This is a genomic window from Chromobacterium sp. CV08, from assembly GCF_051129845.1.
In the GTDB taxonomy this organism is placed as follows: Bacteria; Pseudomonadota; Gammaproteobacteria; order Burkholderiales; family Chromobacteriaceae; genus Chromobacterium.
The window spans coordinates 3,986,109-3,999,707 of record NZ_CP150453.1; the positions used below are offsets into that span (position 1 = coordinate 3,986,109).

Consider the following 13,599-nt stretch of genomic DNA (forward strand, 5'->3'; position numbering starts at 1 on the left):
GGCCTTGCCTTCCCAGGGGGATCTATTCAAAAGGGCGGTATGACGAAGCAGCTGCCCGCGTCGCCGCCCAGATAGTCGAGCGCCCCACTCGGGGCGTTCCGCATTACCAGAGCTGATCGGCCAGCTCGCTACCCCGCAAATTCGCGTAGCGGGCCAGCATTCGCGGGTCTTTGTGGCCGGTGATTTTGGCGATTTGCAGGTCGGACAGTTTCGTTTTCAGGAAAAACCGGCACGTCGCTTCATGGCGCAGATCGTGGAAGCGCAGGTCGCCGCAGCCGGCCGCCTCAAAAATCCGCGCATACTGGCGAGACAGTAGCGCGGTGGTCTTGCGCAGGACGTCGGGGCTGCTGGCGCCGCTCCACCACGGCAGCAGCCTGTCGCCCTCATGGTTCCAGCCTGACATCTCGCGCTCGCCGGCCGCGACCTGTTCGCGATAGCGAACAAGCGCCGCCAGCGCCACGCTGGACAATGGCACTTGCCGCTTGTCGCCGTTCTTGGTCTTGTCCAAGAAAATGGTGCGCCTCTCCATGTCGATCTGGTCTAGCGTCAGCGTGTATATCTCGCGCATCCGCATGGCCGTTTCCAGTGCCAGCTCCAGCATCAACTCAAGGCCGCCGCGCCAGGCGCATGCAAGAGGCCGCTGTTTGCCGTCCGGTTTGGCTCCATCCAGAATTCGGCGGATGGCCGCCTCCTCAGCCTCTTGGAGCCGCCGGTCCCGCTCCGTGTTGGTCGGAACCTCTACCGCCTCCCCCTCCTTCGCGCTGGCGCGCAGCACGGCTGCGTCTGCATCGGTATATGTCGCGTAGCGTTTTGGCAGCAGCCGCAGCGGGTTGGTGACGAACGTGCTGTTCGGCAGGCGCGTCAAATAATCGAAACAACGGGCCAGCGAACCCACATAGATCCTGATGGTCGACGGCGCCAACTGCTCAACCTGCTTCATTTCCCGGATCCAGGTTTCAGCCCAGGTGTAACAGACGCTGCGCATCGGCACGCCTCCGACTTTGTCGACAAGCGTCGTTTGGACTTGCTTGTCGCTGTCGACCAGCGAGACGTTGGCCTGGTATGTGCGCAGTGCGTCCCGAATGGTGGCGATGGCCGGCTTCTCGTCCGCCAATTCGGCCGGAATAATACCTCGATCAAGCAGCGCTTCCAGCCGCGCACAATATGCGTCGCCCTCTGCCTCGTTATCGAAAGTGAATGAAATGGGCTTTGGCAATACGCCTTTTCGCCGGACAATAAACTCCCAGGAGCCGCTTGGCCGCTGGCGCTTGGTTGGCATATTCGCATCTCGCGTAGACTAACAAACTGTTATTCTACGAGTGGTTTCACACTTTTTACGAGTGGTTAAGGGCAGAAATGTGCGGGAATATCGCCGAATTAAGGCGTGGGCAAATTAAAGAATAGATAAAGAAAAACCCCGTAAATCCTTGGATTTACGGGGTTTTATCTGGAGGCGGGGGTCGGAATCGAACCGGCGTAGACGGATTTGCAATCCGCTGCATAACCACTTTGCTACCCCGCCGTTACCGGCGATCCGACCAATGCTTAGCCTGGCCGGCTTGAATATGGAGCGGGAAACGAGGCTCGAACTCGCGACCTCAACCTTGGCAAGGTTGCGCTCTACCAACTGAGCTATTCCCGCATCGGTAAAACCTGGATTGTAGATGGAGCGGGAAACGAGGCTCGAACTCGCGACCTCAACCTTGGCAAGGTTGCGCTCTACCAACTGAGCTATTCCCGCGTCACAAAACAATCATCGAAAGGAAGTCTGGAGCGGGAAACGAGGCTCGAACTCGCGACCTCAACCTTGGCAAGGTTGCGCTCTACCAACTGAGCTATTCCCGCGTCAAAAGCGTCGCAGACTGGATGTGGAGCGGGAAACGAGGCTCGAACTCGCGACCTCAACCTTGGCAAGGTTGCGCTCTACCAACTGAGCTATTCCCGCGCTGCCAGACTGCTGAAACTTCCTTTCATTCCTCGCTGCTGCTTCGTCAGTAGCGGCGAGAGACTGCGAATTATAGAGATTTATTCTGCCCTGTCAACACTTCAAACATCGATTTTTTTCCCCGCAAACTCCTTGGCAGCCATTTGCAGATAGTAAACCATTGACCATAAAGTCAAAACCACGGCGACGTACATCGAAAAATTTCCGATATGGCGTGCGTCCCAGCCTGGAATCAGCTCGCCATCGTACAAGAGCAGCGTGATCGCCAGCATCTGGGCGGCGGTTTTCAGCTTGCCGATATAGGCCACCGCCACGCTGCTGCGGCTGCCCATGCCGGCCATCCACTCGCGCAGCGCCGAGATGGTGATCTCGCGACCGATGATGATCATCGCCATCCAGCCCTCGGTGCGCCCCAGCTGCACCAGCAGAATCAGCGCGGCGGCGACGATCAGCTTGTCGGCCACTGGATCAAGGAAGGCGCCGAAGGCCGAGGTCTGTCCCAGCCGGCGCGCCAGATAGCCGTCCAGCCAGTCCGTGACGGCGGCCAATGCGAAAATGCCGGCCCCCACGACATTGCGGCTGTGCAGCAGCAGAATGGAGTCCGGCAGGAAGAACACCGCCACGCAGATCGGGATCAGGGCAACCCTGAGCCAGGTCAGGAATATCGGCAAATTGAAGGGCATTGGTATTGGTTCTTGTCGCTTCAGGCTCGTCCACATCGCCGACGGCCGCTCCGAGCCTGTATACAGGAGCGCCCGCCGGACACACTCTTCCGTTCAATCAATGCAAGGCGGCGTAGATCTTCTCCGCCAGCGTCCGGCTGATCCCGTCCACCTGCGCCAGGTCGTCGACGCTCGCGGCCGCCACGCCGCGCAGGCCGCCGAAACGCGTCAGCAATTGCTGGCGGCGCTTGGCGCCGATGCCGGGTATTTCCTCCAGCGTCGACGCGGTCCGGGCCTTGGCCCGGCGCGCGCGGTGGCCGGTGATGGCGAAACGGTGCGCCTCGTCGCGCACGGTCTGGATCAGATGCAGCGCCGGATGATCCTGGCGCAATTGTAGCGTCTTTTCCAAGTAAGGCAGGATCAGCGTTTCGAGACCCGGCTTGCGCTCCTCGCCCTTGGCGATGCCGACGATGGGCAGATTCAGCCCCAGCTCGCCCAGCACCTCCAGCGCCACGCCGACCTGCCCCTTGCCGCCGTCGATGAAGACCGCGTCGGGCAGCCTGCCCTCGCCTTCGGCCAGCTTGCCATAGCGGCGTGACAGAACTTCGCGCATCGCCGCGTAATCGTCGCCCGGCGTCGCGGTGGTGATATTGAAGCGGCGGTATTCGCTAGGCTGCATCGCGCCCTTGTCGTACACCACACAGGACGCCACCGTGGCCTCGCCCATCGTATGGCTGATATCAAAGCATTCGAAGCGGCCGGCGTCCTCCAGTTCCAGCACCTCGTTCAGCTGAGCCAGACGCTGCGTCTGCGTGGCCTTGCTGCCCAGCTTCTGCAGGATGGCGAGCTCGGCGTTCTTCTCCGCCATCTCCAGCCAGACCCGGCGCTCGCCGATCGGATTGCCGACGATATAGACCTTGCGGCCTGCGCGCGTCTGCAGGAACGCCTGCAGCGCCTCGTCCAATGCGCCGTTGACGACCAGCGCCGCCGGCACGCCGGCGTGCTGGTAATGCTGGGCGACGAAGGCCTGCAGGATTTCGTCGGCGGTGTCGGCCTCGCCGCCGACCGGGAAGTGGCTCTTGTCCCCCAGGTGGCGGCCGCCGCGTATCATCACCAGATTGACGCAGGGCATGCCGTCGCGGATCAGCGCCGCCACCACGTCGCAGTCCTGCTGGCTCTGGTTGCTGGCGACGAACTGCTTCTCCTGTACACGCGCCAGCGCCTGGATCTGGTCGCGCAGCTCGGCGGCCTGCTCGAATTCCATCGCCTCGGCCGCCGCCGTCATCCGCCGGGTCAGCTCGTCTATCAGCTCGCTCTGGCGGCCATTGAGGAAGGCGACGGCGCTGGCGACGTCGGCCGCGTACTCGTCGCGGGAGATGTGCTCGACGCAAGGGCCGGAGCAGCGCTTGATCTGGTACAGCAGGCAGGGGCGGGAACGATTGGCGAACACCGCGTCCTCGCAGGTGCGCAGCCGGAACACCTTCTGCAGAATCTGTATGCTCTCGCGCACCGCGTAGCCGTTCGGATAGGGGCCGAAATACTGGTTGGGCTTCTTCGGCTCGCCGCGGTAATAGGCCATCTGCGGAAAGGCGTGGCCGCTGAACATCAGGTAGGGATAGGACTTGTCGTCGCGGAACAGGATGTTGTAGCGCGGCGCCAGCGCCTTGATCAGATTGTTCTCCAGGATCAGCGCCTCGGCCTCGGTGCGGGTGACCGTGGTCTCGATGCTGGCGATCTGCCGCACCATCAGCCGGATGCGCGGGCTCAGGTCGTTCTTCTGGAAATAGGAGCTGACGCGGCGCTTCAAGTCTATCGCCTTGCCGACGTACAGCACCTTGCCTCCGTCGCCCAGCATCCGGTAGACGCCGGGCAGCGCCGGCAGATTCTGTAACACGCTCTGGTAGTCGAATGTGCCCACTATTTGCCGCACCAGGTCTGCACGTCTTTCTGGGCCTGGCGGATCAATTCGTTGCGCTGGGCGTCCGAGGCCAGCGCCGTCGAGCCGGGCAGGCGGATGCGGCCGTTCAGCTGCAAGGTCGACAGATTGGCCTGCGCCGCCTTGCAGTTCTGCGCCTTCACCTTGGCGTTGGCGGCGGCGACGGCGGCGTTGTCGGACGCCACCTGCTTGTTGTCGGTCTTGCGCTCAGCCTTCCTGTCGGCCTGCGGCGCCGACGCCTGCGGCGCGGACTGCGCGCGCACGTTCAGCCTGTGCGCGCCGACATTCGGCGGCGGCTGGTCGGAATACACTTTCTTTCCATTGGCGTCGGTCCAGGTGTACACCTCGGCCGTCGCCATCCCCGCCGGCAGCAAGGCCAGCAAAAAGGTCCATACTATAGATGATTTCATTATCCTGTCCCCGACCACTAGCACGGTACTCCGATTGTAAAGCCTGCCCCCTCCCCGCGCAAAAACGCGGGCGTTTTCGGTACTTTTGCAGAGGACTGCGCGAACCGGTATAATGCGGCTTTGCCGCCTAAGGAAACGCGATGCGTATCATCGAGAAAGCCTATACCTTCGACGACGTCCTCCTCGTCCCGGCCCATTCTGAAGTTCTGCCGCGCGATGTAGTTCTCACCACCCAGCTCACCCGCAACATCACGCTGAAACTGCCGCTGGTTTCCGCCGCCATGGACACTGTGACCGAATCCCGCCTCGCCATCGCCATGGCGCAGGAAGGCGGCCTAGGCATCGTGCACAAGAACATGGGCGCCGAAAAACAGGCCGCCGAGGTTTCCAAGGTGAAGCGCCATGAGAGCGGCGTCGTGAAGGATCCGATCACCATCGCCCCGGACATGCTGATCCGCGACCTGGTGCTGCTGACCCGCCAGCACAAGATCTCCGGCCTGCCGGTGATCGAGGGCGGCAAGGTGGTCGGCATCGTCACCAACCGCGACCTGCGTTTCGAAACCCGCCTGGACCAGACCGTCGGCTCCATCATGACCCCGCGCGAGCGCCTGATCACCGTCAAGGAAGGCGCCAGCATAGACGAGGCCCGCGAACTGATGCACAAGCACCGCCTGGAGCGCGTGCTGGTGATCAACGACGCCTGGGAGCTGAAGGGCCTGATCACGGTCAAGGACATCGTCAAGACCAGCGAACACCCGAACGCCAACAAGGACAGCCAGGGCCGCCTGCGCGTCGGCGCGGCCGTCGGCACCGGCGCCGACACCGAAGAGCGCGTCAAGGCGCTGGTCGCCGCCGGCGTCGACGTCATCGTCGTCGACACCGCCCACGGCCACAGCCAGGGCGTGCTGGACCGCGTGCGCTGGGTCAAGCAGAACTTCCCGCACGTCGACGTGATCGGCGGCAACATCGCCACCGCCCAGGCGGCGCTGGACCTGGTCAAGGCCGGCGCCGACGGCGTCAAGGTCGGCATTGGCCCCGGCTCCATCTGCACCACCCGCATCGTCGCCGGCGTCGGCGTGCCGCAGCTGACCGCGATCCACAATGTGTCCGAGGCGCTGAAAGGCACCGGCGTGCCGATGATCGCCGACGGCGGCATCCGCTTCTCCGGCGACATCGCCAAGGCGCTGGCCGCAGGCGGCAACGCGGTGATGCTGGGCGGCATGTTCGCCGGCACCGAGGAGGCGCCGGGCGAAGTGGAACTGTTCCAGGGCCGCTCGTACAAGTCCTACCGCGGCATGGGCTCGCTGGGCGCGATGAGCCAGGGCTCCGCCGACCGCTACTTCCAGGACAGCTCCAACGCCGCCGACAAGTTCGTGCCGGAAGGCATCGAGGGCCGCGTGCCGTACAAGGGCCCGATCGCCCAGGTGATCCACCAGCTGGTCGGCGGCCTGCGCTCGTCTATGGGCTACCTCGGCTGCCCGACCATCGCCGAGCTGCACCAGAAGGCGCAGTTCGTCGAGATCACCTCGGCCGGCATCCGCGAATCCCACGTCCACGACGTGCAGATCACCAAGGAAGCGCCGAACTACCACGTCGACCGCTAAGCCGGTTTCGGCAGTTCGAACGAAAGCCCGCGTTTCGCAACGCGGGCTTTTTTGCGGCGACCGCTCAGGCCAGCGACAACAGCAACAGCGTCTTCAACTCGGACGGTGGCGTGTCGTACGGCGCATTCAGGTACTCCTCGACGCAGGGCGTGGTGCCGGGCATCTCGCCGCTGGCCGGCAGCCAGCGGCGATACAGCCAGTCCCAACTCTCCTCCAGCTCGGCATACGGCCCGGTGTGCAGCAGCGCGGCATAACGTCCGGCCGGAATCTCGCCCCACTCGAAACCGTCCATCGCCTTGCCCTCCATGGACGCCGGCACCGTCGCGCAGGCGATGGACCGGCAATCGGCGGCCGGCGTCTGCGCCTGGTCGTCCAGATACAGGCCGAAACTCCTGCCCGGCGCGTCGTCGCTACGCGGCGGTCCCAGTACGGCGCGCAGCGCGTCGAAAGCCTTGCCTATCTCCATATACGGTCCGCGGTGATGGCGCATCAACACCGCCACCGCCTCCTTTTCCACGATTTCCACCTGGCGCATGACACTCTCCCGTCGATTGAGGAACATGAGACGGCGCTGGCGATAGCGGCCCGGCGTTTCGCCGTAGCGGCCGGAGAAGGCCCGGATGAAGGCGGCGCTGCTGCCGAAGCCGGCCCGCGCCGCTATCCTGCTCAGCGGCTTGTCCGTACTCCCCAGCTCGTCGGCGGCGCGGTGCAGCAGCATGCGCTGCCGGCTCTCCATCACGGTTTCGCCCATCAGGTTGCGGTACAGGCGATGGAAATGGAAGCGCGAGAAACAGGCCGCGTCCGCCAGCCTGTCCAGCAGCAGCGGCTCGTCCAGATGGCGCCACAGATAATCCATCGCGCGCAGCAGGCGCACGGTGTACAAGGCGCCGGGGCCGAATTGCCGGTATGCGTGTCTCATGAACGCAGCCTAGGCGGTTTCGGTTGATCGATTTTGCTCTTCTTGCAGCAGCAGCCACTGCATGCGCTGGCACAGCTCCACCACATAGTCCCACACCACGCGGTAGCGCAGCGTGCGGCGGATATTGCTGCGCGCGCTGATCCAGTAGGAGCGGACGATGCGCACCTCCGGCAGGATCTGCGTCAGGCGCGCGTCGTCGAAGGTCATGTAATAAGGCAGCACGACGATGCCGCCGTCGGCCAGCGCCGCTTCGCGCTGCGCCACCACGCTGGTGCTGCGCAAGGGCATGCTGGGATTGCGGCACAGGCCGTGATGGAACATCAGCTCTCGCGAGAACAGCAGGTCGTCGACATAGGCGAGGATGGCGTGGCCGTTCAGGTCCTCGCGTTCGCGTATCGCCGGGTGCGCGGCCAGATAGGCCGGCGTCGCGTACAGGCCCAGGCAGTAATCGGTCAGTTTGCGCGTCACGACCAGATTGGCCTGGGGCCGCTCCAGCGCGATCGCGATGTCGACCTCGCGGCTGGTGATGCTGACGAAGCGAGGCACCGACACCAGGTCTATCTCCAGGCCCGGATAGCGCGCCATCAGCGCCGGCAGGTGGCGGGCCAGGAACAGCGAGCCCAGGCCCTCCGGCGCGCCCAGCCTCACCAGGCCACTGACCTCGGCGTGGCCGTGACGGCCGCTGTCCAGCATCTGCGACGCGGTGTTCTCCAGCGACTCCGCCAGCGGCAGCAGCTGGCGCCCGGCGGCGGTCAGCGTGTAGCCGTCGGCCTGCTGGACGAACAAGGGCTGGCCCAGCACCGCCTCCAGCGCGGCGATATGGCGCGCCACCGTCGCATGGGTCGTGCCCAGCTGGCGGGCCGCCCCCAACAACTTGCCGCTGCGCTGCAGCGCCAGGAAATAGCGGACATCGTTCCAGTCGAACATCGTCGTTCCCCGGTGGTCATTGTGCGTTTGCACACGATGACGGCTGCCATTTTGCCGTCGGCTGTTCAAAAATTAACATACGTTGTTTCCCGCTGGCTATTCCCAGCCGCCCCCGCTTCGGTTTAGATGATCGTTACGACAACGACATGACCGGGCATCAAGCAATGCTCAGCGGCGAATTCGACTACATCATCGTCGGCGCAGGCAGCGCCGGCTGTCTGCTGGCCAATCGGCTGTCCGCCGACCCCGACAAGCGCGTGCTGCTGCTGGAGGCCGGCGGCCGCGACGACTATCCGTGGATACGCATCCCGGTCGGCTATCTGTTCTGCATCGGCAATCCGCGCACCGACTGGTGCTACCGCACCGCGCCGGAGGACGGACTGGGCGGCCGCTCGCTCGGCTACCCCCGCGGCAAGGTGCTGGGCGGCTCCTCCGCCATCAACGGCATGATCTATATGCGCGGCCAGGCGGCCGACTACGACCGCTGGGAGGCGCTGGGCAACCCCGGCTGGGGCTGGCGCGACGCCTTGGCCCACTTCGTCGCGATGGAGGACCATCACGACCCGGCGCGGCCGCTGCACGGCCACGGCGGGGAATGGCGGGTGGACCGCCAGCGGCTGTCCTGGGAAATACTGGACGCCTTCCGCGCCGCCGCCGCCGAGCAGGGCATCGCCCCGGTCGACGACTTCAACGCCGGCGACAACGCCGGCTGCGGCTACTTCGAGGTCAACCAGAAAGGCGGCTGGCGCTGGAGCAGCGCGCACGCCTTCCTGCATCCGGTCCGTCGGCGGCCGAATCTGACGGTGCTGACCGGCGCAGAGGCGGAGAAACTGATCATCGAGAACGGCCGCGCCGCCGCTATCTCATTTCTGCAACAGGGCGCGCGGCGGCAGGCGCGCTGTCGCGGCGAGATCGTGCTCGCAGCCGGCGCCATCGGCTCGCCGCTTCTGCTGCAGCGCAGCGGCATCGGCCCGGCCGCGCTGCTGGCCGAACACGGCATCGCCCCCGTCCACATCCTTCCCGGCGTCGGCGCCAATCTGCAGGACCACCTGCAACTGCGGCTGGTGTTCAAGGTGCGGAACGCCGCCACGTTGAACCGCCGCGCCGCGAGCTGGGGCGGCAAGCTGGCGATGGCCTGGGAATACCTGTGGAAGCGCAGCGGGCCGCTGTCGATGGCGCCCAGCCAGCTCGGCGCCTTCGCCCGCAGCGGGCCCGACGCGGCGACCCCGGACCTGGAATACCATGTGCAGCCGCTGTCGCTGGAACGATTCGGCGAGCCGTTGCATCGCTTCCCCGCCTTCACCGCCTCGGTGTGCCAATTGCGGCCTGCGAGCCGGGGCCATGTGGCGATAGGCGGCGCCGACCCCGCCGCCGCGCCGCGGATCCAGCCCAACTATCTGAGCCATCCGGACGACAGGCGCGTCGCGGCCGCCGCCATCCGGCTGACCCGCCGCATCGCCGCGTCGCCTGCGCTGGCGCGCTACCTGCCTGAGGAATACCGCCCCGGCCTGCAATACCAGAGCGAGGACGAACTGATCGAGGCCGCCGGGCGGATCGGCACCACCATCTTTCACCCGGTCGGCACCTGCAAGATGGGACAGGATACGCTGGCGGTGGTCGACGCGCGGCTCAGGGTGCACGGCATCCGCGGCCTGCGCGTCGCCGACGCCTCCATCATGCCGACCATCACCTCCGGCAACACCAACAGTCCGACGCTGATGATCGCATCCAGGGCGGCCCAGATGATCGCGCAGGACAACACGCAGCCGGCACCGGCACGGATGCCGGCCATACCCGCAAAGGAGACTTGGACATGAGCAACAGCATCGCAACGCCGACGGGCGCGTCCGCCGGCATCAGCCGGGCCGAGCGCAAGGTGATTCTGGCCTCGTCGCTCGGCACGGTGTTCGAATGGTACGACTTCTTCCTGTACGGCGCGCTGGCCGCCATCATAGGCAAGCAGTTCTTCGCCGGCGTCAACGAGACCACCGCCTTCATCTTCGCGCTGATGACCTTCGCCGCCGGCTTCCTGGTGCGGCCGTTCGGCGCGCTGGTCTTCGGCCGCCTCGGCGACATGGTCGGCCGCAAGTACACCTTTCTCGCCACCATCGTCATCATGGGCCTGTCCACCTTCCTCGTCGGCGTGCTGCCCGGCTACGCCACGCTGGGCATCGCCGCGCCGCTGATCCTGGTGTCGCTGCGCATGCTGCAGGGCCTGGCGATAGGCGGCGAATACGGCGGCGCCGCCATCTACGTCGCCGAGCACGCGCCGGACAATCGGCGCGGCGGCTACACCAGCTGGATACAGACCACGGCCGGCGCCGGCCTGCTGCTGTCGCTGCTGGTGATCCTGGCCTGCCGCAAACTGACCGGCGACGCCTTCGGCGACTGGGGCTGGCGGCTGCCCTTCCTGCTGTCGATCTTCCTGCTGGCGATCTCCACCTGGATACGGCTGTCGATGCAGGAATCGCCGGCCTTCCTGAAAATGAAGGCCGAGGGCAAGCACTCGAAGGCGCCGATCAGCGAATCCTTCGGCAACCGGGCCAATCTGAAGCTGGTGCTGATCTCGCTGTTCGGCTTCAACGGCGGCCAGGCGGTGACCTTCTACTGCGCGCAGTTCTATTCGCTGTTCTTCCTGACCCAGATACTGAAGGTAGACCCGCAGACCGCCAACCTGATGCTGATCGCTTCGCTGATCATCACCACGCCGCTGTTCCTGTATTTCGGCCACCTGTCCGACCGGATCGGCCGCAAGCCGGTGCTGATCGCCGGCCTGGCGCTGGGCCTGGCGCTGACCTTCCCCGCCTTCCGCTGGCTGACCGACTACGCCAATCCCGACGTCTCCGCCGCCCAGACCCGCGCGCCGGTGACGGTGGTGGCCGACCCGGCCAGCTGCCACTTCCAGTTCGACCCGATAGGCAAGGCCAAGCTGGACACGCCGTGCGATCAGGCCAAGGCGCTGCTGGCGAAGAACGGCGTGCCCTACCAGCAAAAGGCCGCGCCGGCCGGCGTCACCGAAATCCATATCGGCGGCACGACGCTGAACGGCTTCGACAAAGCGGCGCTGCAAGGCGCGCTGAAGACGGCCGGCTACCCGGAAAAGGCCGACCCGGCCAAGATCAATCACGCGATGGTGATCCTGGTGCTGGTGCTGCTGTCTGTGATCTCCGCGCTGACCTACGGCCCGCTGGCGGCGATGATGGTGGAGCTGTTTCCCACCCGCATCCGCTACACCTCGATGTCTCTGCCCTATCATCTGGGCAACGGCTGGATAGGCGGGTTGATGCCGACGGTGGCGTTCTCGCTGGTGGTGTACACCGGCGACATCCTGTACGGCCTGTGGTATCCGATCGTCGTCTATGCCGTCAGCCTGACGGTAAGTCTTCTGTTCTTAAAAGAGACATTCCGCAACGACATTCATCAACACTGAGTTCCCACCCTGCCCCCGCTCCTCGCGGGGGCCATACGCTCGACACGCCTCCGTCCTCCCGCCCCACGCCTCTCATGCCTCTCGGCTAAAAAACCATTTAGCGACACACAAAAGCAATAAATTGCAGGCCGCCCCAGGGTCCAAACGCACGCCGGATATCGACAGTCGGCGCTCAAACGCAAGCCTGGCAAGGCTGGCACGATTCCCCACCCAATTTTTCAGTAAAAGTTACAGATAACACAAGCAAGTACATTATTGATATTTACAATCCACCTGCCTATACTTGACTTAATAGATATTATTAAATATAAGAAAATTAATTTAAATTAATTCTTACAGATTCCATCCGGTCTCTTCCGCCTGGAATCGCCAACGGAGAGACGAAAATGAAGAAAGCCATCCTTACTCTGGCAGCCCTGGCCGCCCTGCAGTCCGGCTTGGTCCTTGCCTCCAGCGGCGGTACCGTCAGTTTCAACGGCTCCATCGTCAAGGAGCCGTGCGCCGAGAGCAACAGCAATCTGCTGAGCTACGCGCTCAATCCCCGTCAATACCAGGCCGCCCGCAAAGTGGCGTCCGGTCAAAGCTGCTCCGGCATGGACAACACCCAGTCGCTGAGCATCGCCTCCGTCAATATGGTCGGCACCAGTACCCATAGCGACGGACAACTGGTCACCATCGTCTACAACTGAGCCGGTTCGATTGAAAAAGCCTTCGGCCCAAAACGGCCGAAGGCTTTTTTCATGCCCGCAGAAAAGTCCGCTCACTGGTACAGCATGTCTATCGTGATCGCCGTCTGCAAGGTTCCGGGCACCACCGTGGCCGTGCGCATGTACTCGACGAACAGTCCCAGCTGGGCCGACTGCGACTGCACGTTCACCACCCGGGTATTGTTGGTGTTGTTCGCGCCGATATTGCTCCAGTCGGCCGAACTGCCCAGATTGATGGCCACGCCCTGCGCCGAACCGCCGGTATTGGCGAACAGCACCGGGTTGTTCGCGTCGGCGGTGCCTGAGAAGCGGAAAGTCGCCGTATTCACGCCAGTCGAGCAGTTGGTGGCGCTGATGGTGAACGCGCTGCGCGCCAGCGTGCTGCCCACCGACGGGAACTGGCTGCTGCCGACGGTCGGCAAATTAATCGTGTACTGGCCGTTCGCGCTCAGATTGCAGGTGCCGCCGGGCGTGAAGGTCAGCGAGCCGTTGACCAGCTGATTGAAGTTGATGTTCGGCTGCGCGTTGATGCCGCCGATGCCGTCGAGCTGGAACACCGCGTACTGGTTGATCGAGGCGGTGCCGCTGGACGGCGCCCCCACCGTCTTCAGCAAGACGATGGAATACTGCAGCATCGTCGTCACCGAGCCGCCCCACGGCACATAGATGCCGGTATCGATGGCGCCGCTGCTCTGCGTGTAGGTCTGGCCATTGAAGATGATGCCAATCTGCAAGCCCGGCGCCAACGCCACCTTCTTCGGATTCACCCAGAAGTACACATTCTCGCCTATGCTCTGCGTGCAATACAGGCTCAGATTCTGCAACGGCGACTGCCAGATGATGGTTCCAACCGGCGCATTGGCGGCAACGTACAGATTGCTCGGCAACGTGAAAGTGGACGAGACGCTGCCAGAACTGTTGCTTCCGTTCCAGCAGCCCAGCGCGTGGCAGCTCAGCGGCATCGCCATCGTCAGCGCCAGCAGCCATCCGTACAATCCGCGGCAAATCAGTTTCTTCATCTTCCTAATCACTTTCTCGGGTATTTCCCGCCATCCGCCC

11 protein-coding genes and 5 tRNA genes are annotated in these 13,599 nt (G+C 64.1%); 4 read left to right on the plus strand and 12 right to left on the minus strand.

Going from position 1 to position 13,599, the window contains the following annotated elements:
* Window positions 1-103: 103 nt before the first annotated feature.
* The 9 genes from WNM05_RS18200 to WNM05_RS18240 form a co-directional block, all read right to left on the minus strand.
* Complete coding sequence (locus WNM05_RS18200) at window positions 104-1,279, minus strand: site-specific integrase (RefSeq protein WP_434629507.1); 1,176 nt, start codon at window positions 1,277-1,279, stop codon at window positions 104-106.
* A gap of 169 nt (window positions 1,280-1,448) precedes the next feature.
* Window positions 1,449-1,522: transfer RNA gene (locus WNM05_RS18205), tRNA-Cys, on the minus strand.
* Window positions 1,523-1,566: 44 nt separating this feature from the next.
* A tRNA-Gly gene (locus WNM05_RS18210) sits at window positions 1,567-1,642 on the minus strand.
* 23 nt (window positions 1,643-1,665) lie between these two features.
* Window positions 1,666-1,741 (minus strand) — tRNA-Gly (locus tag WNM05_RS18215).
* A gap of 28 nt (window positions 1,742-1,769) precedes the next feature.
* Window positions 1,770-1,845, minus strand: a tRNA-Gly gene (locus tag WNM05_RS18220).
* Window positions 1,846-1,869: 24 nt separating this feature from the next.
* Window positions 1,870-1,945, minus strand: a tRNA-Gly gene (locus WNM05_RS18225).
* 101 nt (window positions 1,946-2,046) lie between these two features.
* Entirely contained in the window at window positions 2,047-2,628 is a 582-nt protein-coding gene (pgsA, locus tag WNM05_RS18230) for a CDP-diacylglycerol--glycerol-3-phosphate 3-phosphatidyltransferase (protein WP_434629509.1), read from the minus strand.
* Between the two features lie 97 nt (window positions 2,629-2,725).
* On the minus strand, window positions 2,726-4,537 hold the full coding sequence (gene uvrC, locus WNM05_RS18235) for an excinuclease ABC subunit UvrC (protein WP_434629512.1): 1,812 nt from the start codon (window positions 4,535-4,537) through the stop codon (window positions 2,726-2,728).
* Entirely contained in the window at window positions 4,525-4,953 is a 429-nt protein-coding gene (locus WNM05_RS18240; RefSeq protein WP_434629515.1) for a DUF4124 domain-containing protein, read from the minus strand. Before WNM05_RS18240 ends, uvrC begins: the two co-directional genes overlap by 13 nt.
* Window positions 4,954-5,093: 140 nt before the next feature.
* Here WNM05_RS18240 and guaB point away from each other — a divergent pair, with 140 nt between their 5' ends.
* Window positions 5,094-6,557, plus strand: a complete 1,464-nt coding sequence (gene guaB / locus WNM05_RS18245; protein ID WP_434629518.1) for an IMP dehydrogenase — start codon at window positions 5,094-5,096, stop codon at window positions 6,555-6,557.
* A gap of 64 nt (window positions 6,558-6,621) precedes the next feature.
* On the opposite strand, the gene WNM05_RS18250 is transcribed toward guaB, so the two are convergent.
* Together WNM05_RS18250 and WNM05_RS18255 are read right to left on the minus strand one after the other, a co-directional pair.
* Window positions 6,622-7,476 carry an AraC family transcriptional regulator gene (locus WNM05_RS18250; protein WP_434629521.1) on the minus strand — a complete coding sequence of 285 codons (855 nt, stop codon included), beginning with the start codon at window positions 7,474-7,476 and terminating at the stop codon, window positions 6,622-6,624.
* 9 nt (window positions 7,477-7,485) lie between these two features.
* Window positions 7,486-8,436, minus strand: coding sequence for a LysR family transcriptional regulator (locus tag WNM05_RS18255; RefSeq protein ID WP_434629524.1), 951 nt, complete (start codon window positions 8,434-8,436; stop codon window positions 7,486-7,488).
* 113 nt (window positions 8,437-8,549) lie between these two features.
* On the opposite strand from WNM05_RS18255, the gene WNM05_RS18260 reads away from it, so the two are divergent.
* From WNM05_RS18260 to WNM05_RS18270, 3 genes are all read left to right on the plus strand, one after another.
* Window positions 8,550-10,220, plus strand: a complete 1,671-nt coding sequence (locus WNM05_RS18260; protein WP_434629527.1) for a GMC family oxidoreductase — start codon at window positions 8,550-8,552, stop codon at window positions 10,218-10,220.
* Window positions 10,217-11,833, plus strand: a complete 1,617-nt coding sequence (locus WNM05_RS18265; protein ID WP_434629530.1) for an MFS transporter — start codon at window positions 10,217-10,219, stop codon at window positions 11,831-11,833. The genes WNM05_RS18260 and WNM05_RS18265 overlap by 4 nt, the downstream gene beginning before the upstream one ends.
* 386 nt (window positions 11,834-12,219) lie before the next feature.
* The gene (locus WNM05_RS18270) at window positions 12,220-12,522 is read left to right on the plus strand and encodes a hypothetical protein (RefSeq protein ID WP_434629531.1); all 303 of its coding nucleotides are present in this window, start codon (window positions 12,220-12,222) and stop codon (window positions 12,520-12,522) included.
* Between the two features lie 71 nt (window positions 12,523-12,593).
* Here the strand turns inward: WNM05_RS18270 and WNM05_RS18275 are convergent, their stop codons facing one another.
* Window positions 12,594-13,559: a fimbrial protein gene (locus WNM05_RS18275; RefSeq protein ID WP_434629534.1), complete on the minus strand. Its 966-nt coding sequence runs from the start codon at window positions 13,557-13,559 to the stop codon at window positions 12,594-12,596.
* Window positions 13,560-13,599 lie beyond the last annotated feature (40 nt).

Coding starts and splice junctions, on each gene's coding strand:
- WNM05_RS18200 (WP_434629507.1), bottom strand. CDS start 1,279: ATGCCAACCAAGCGCCAGCGGCCAAGCGGCTCCTGGGAGTTTATTGTC.
- WNM05_RS18240 (WP_434629515.1), bottom strand. CDS start 4,953: ATGAAATCATCTATAGTATGGACCTTTTTGCTGGCCTTGCTGCCGGCG.
- pgsA (WP_434629509.1), bottom strand. CDS start 2,628: ATGCCCTTCAATTTGCCGATATTCCTGACCTGGCTCAGGGTTGCCCTG.
- WNM05_RS18260 (WP_434629527.1), top strand. CDS start 8,550: ATGACCGGGCATCAAGCAATGCTCAGCGGCGAATTCGACTACATCATC.
- WNM05_RS18275 (WP_434629534.1), bottom strand. CDS start 13,559: ATGAAGAAACTGATTTGCCGCGGATTGTACGGATGGCTGCTGGCGCTG.
- guaB (WP_434629518.1), top strand. CDS start 5,094: ATGCGTATCATCGAGAAAGCCTATACCTTCGACGACGTCCTCCTCGTC.
- WNM05_RS18265 (WP_434629530.1), top strand. CDS start 10,217: ATGAGCAACAGCATCGCAACGCCGACGGGCGCGTCCGCCGGCATCAGC.
- WNM05_RS18270 (WP_434629531.1), top strand. CDS start 12,220: ATGAAGAAAGCCATCCTTACTCTGGCAGCCCTGGCCGCCCTGCAGTCC.
- WNM05_RS18250 (WP_434629521.1), bottom strand. CDS start 7,476: ATGAGACACGCATACCGGCAATTCGGCCCCGGCGCCTTGTACACCGTG.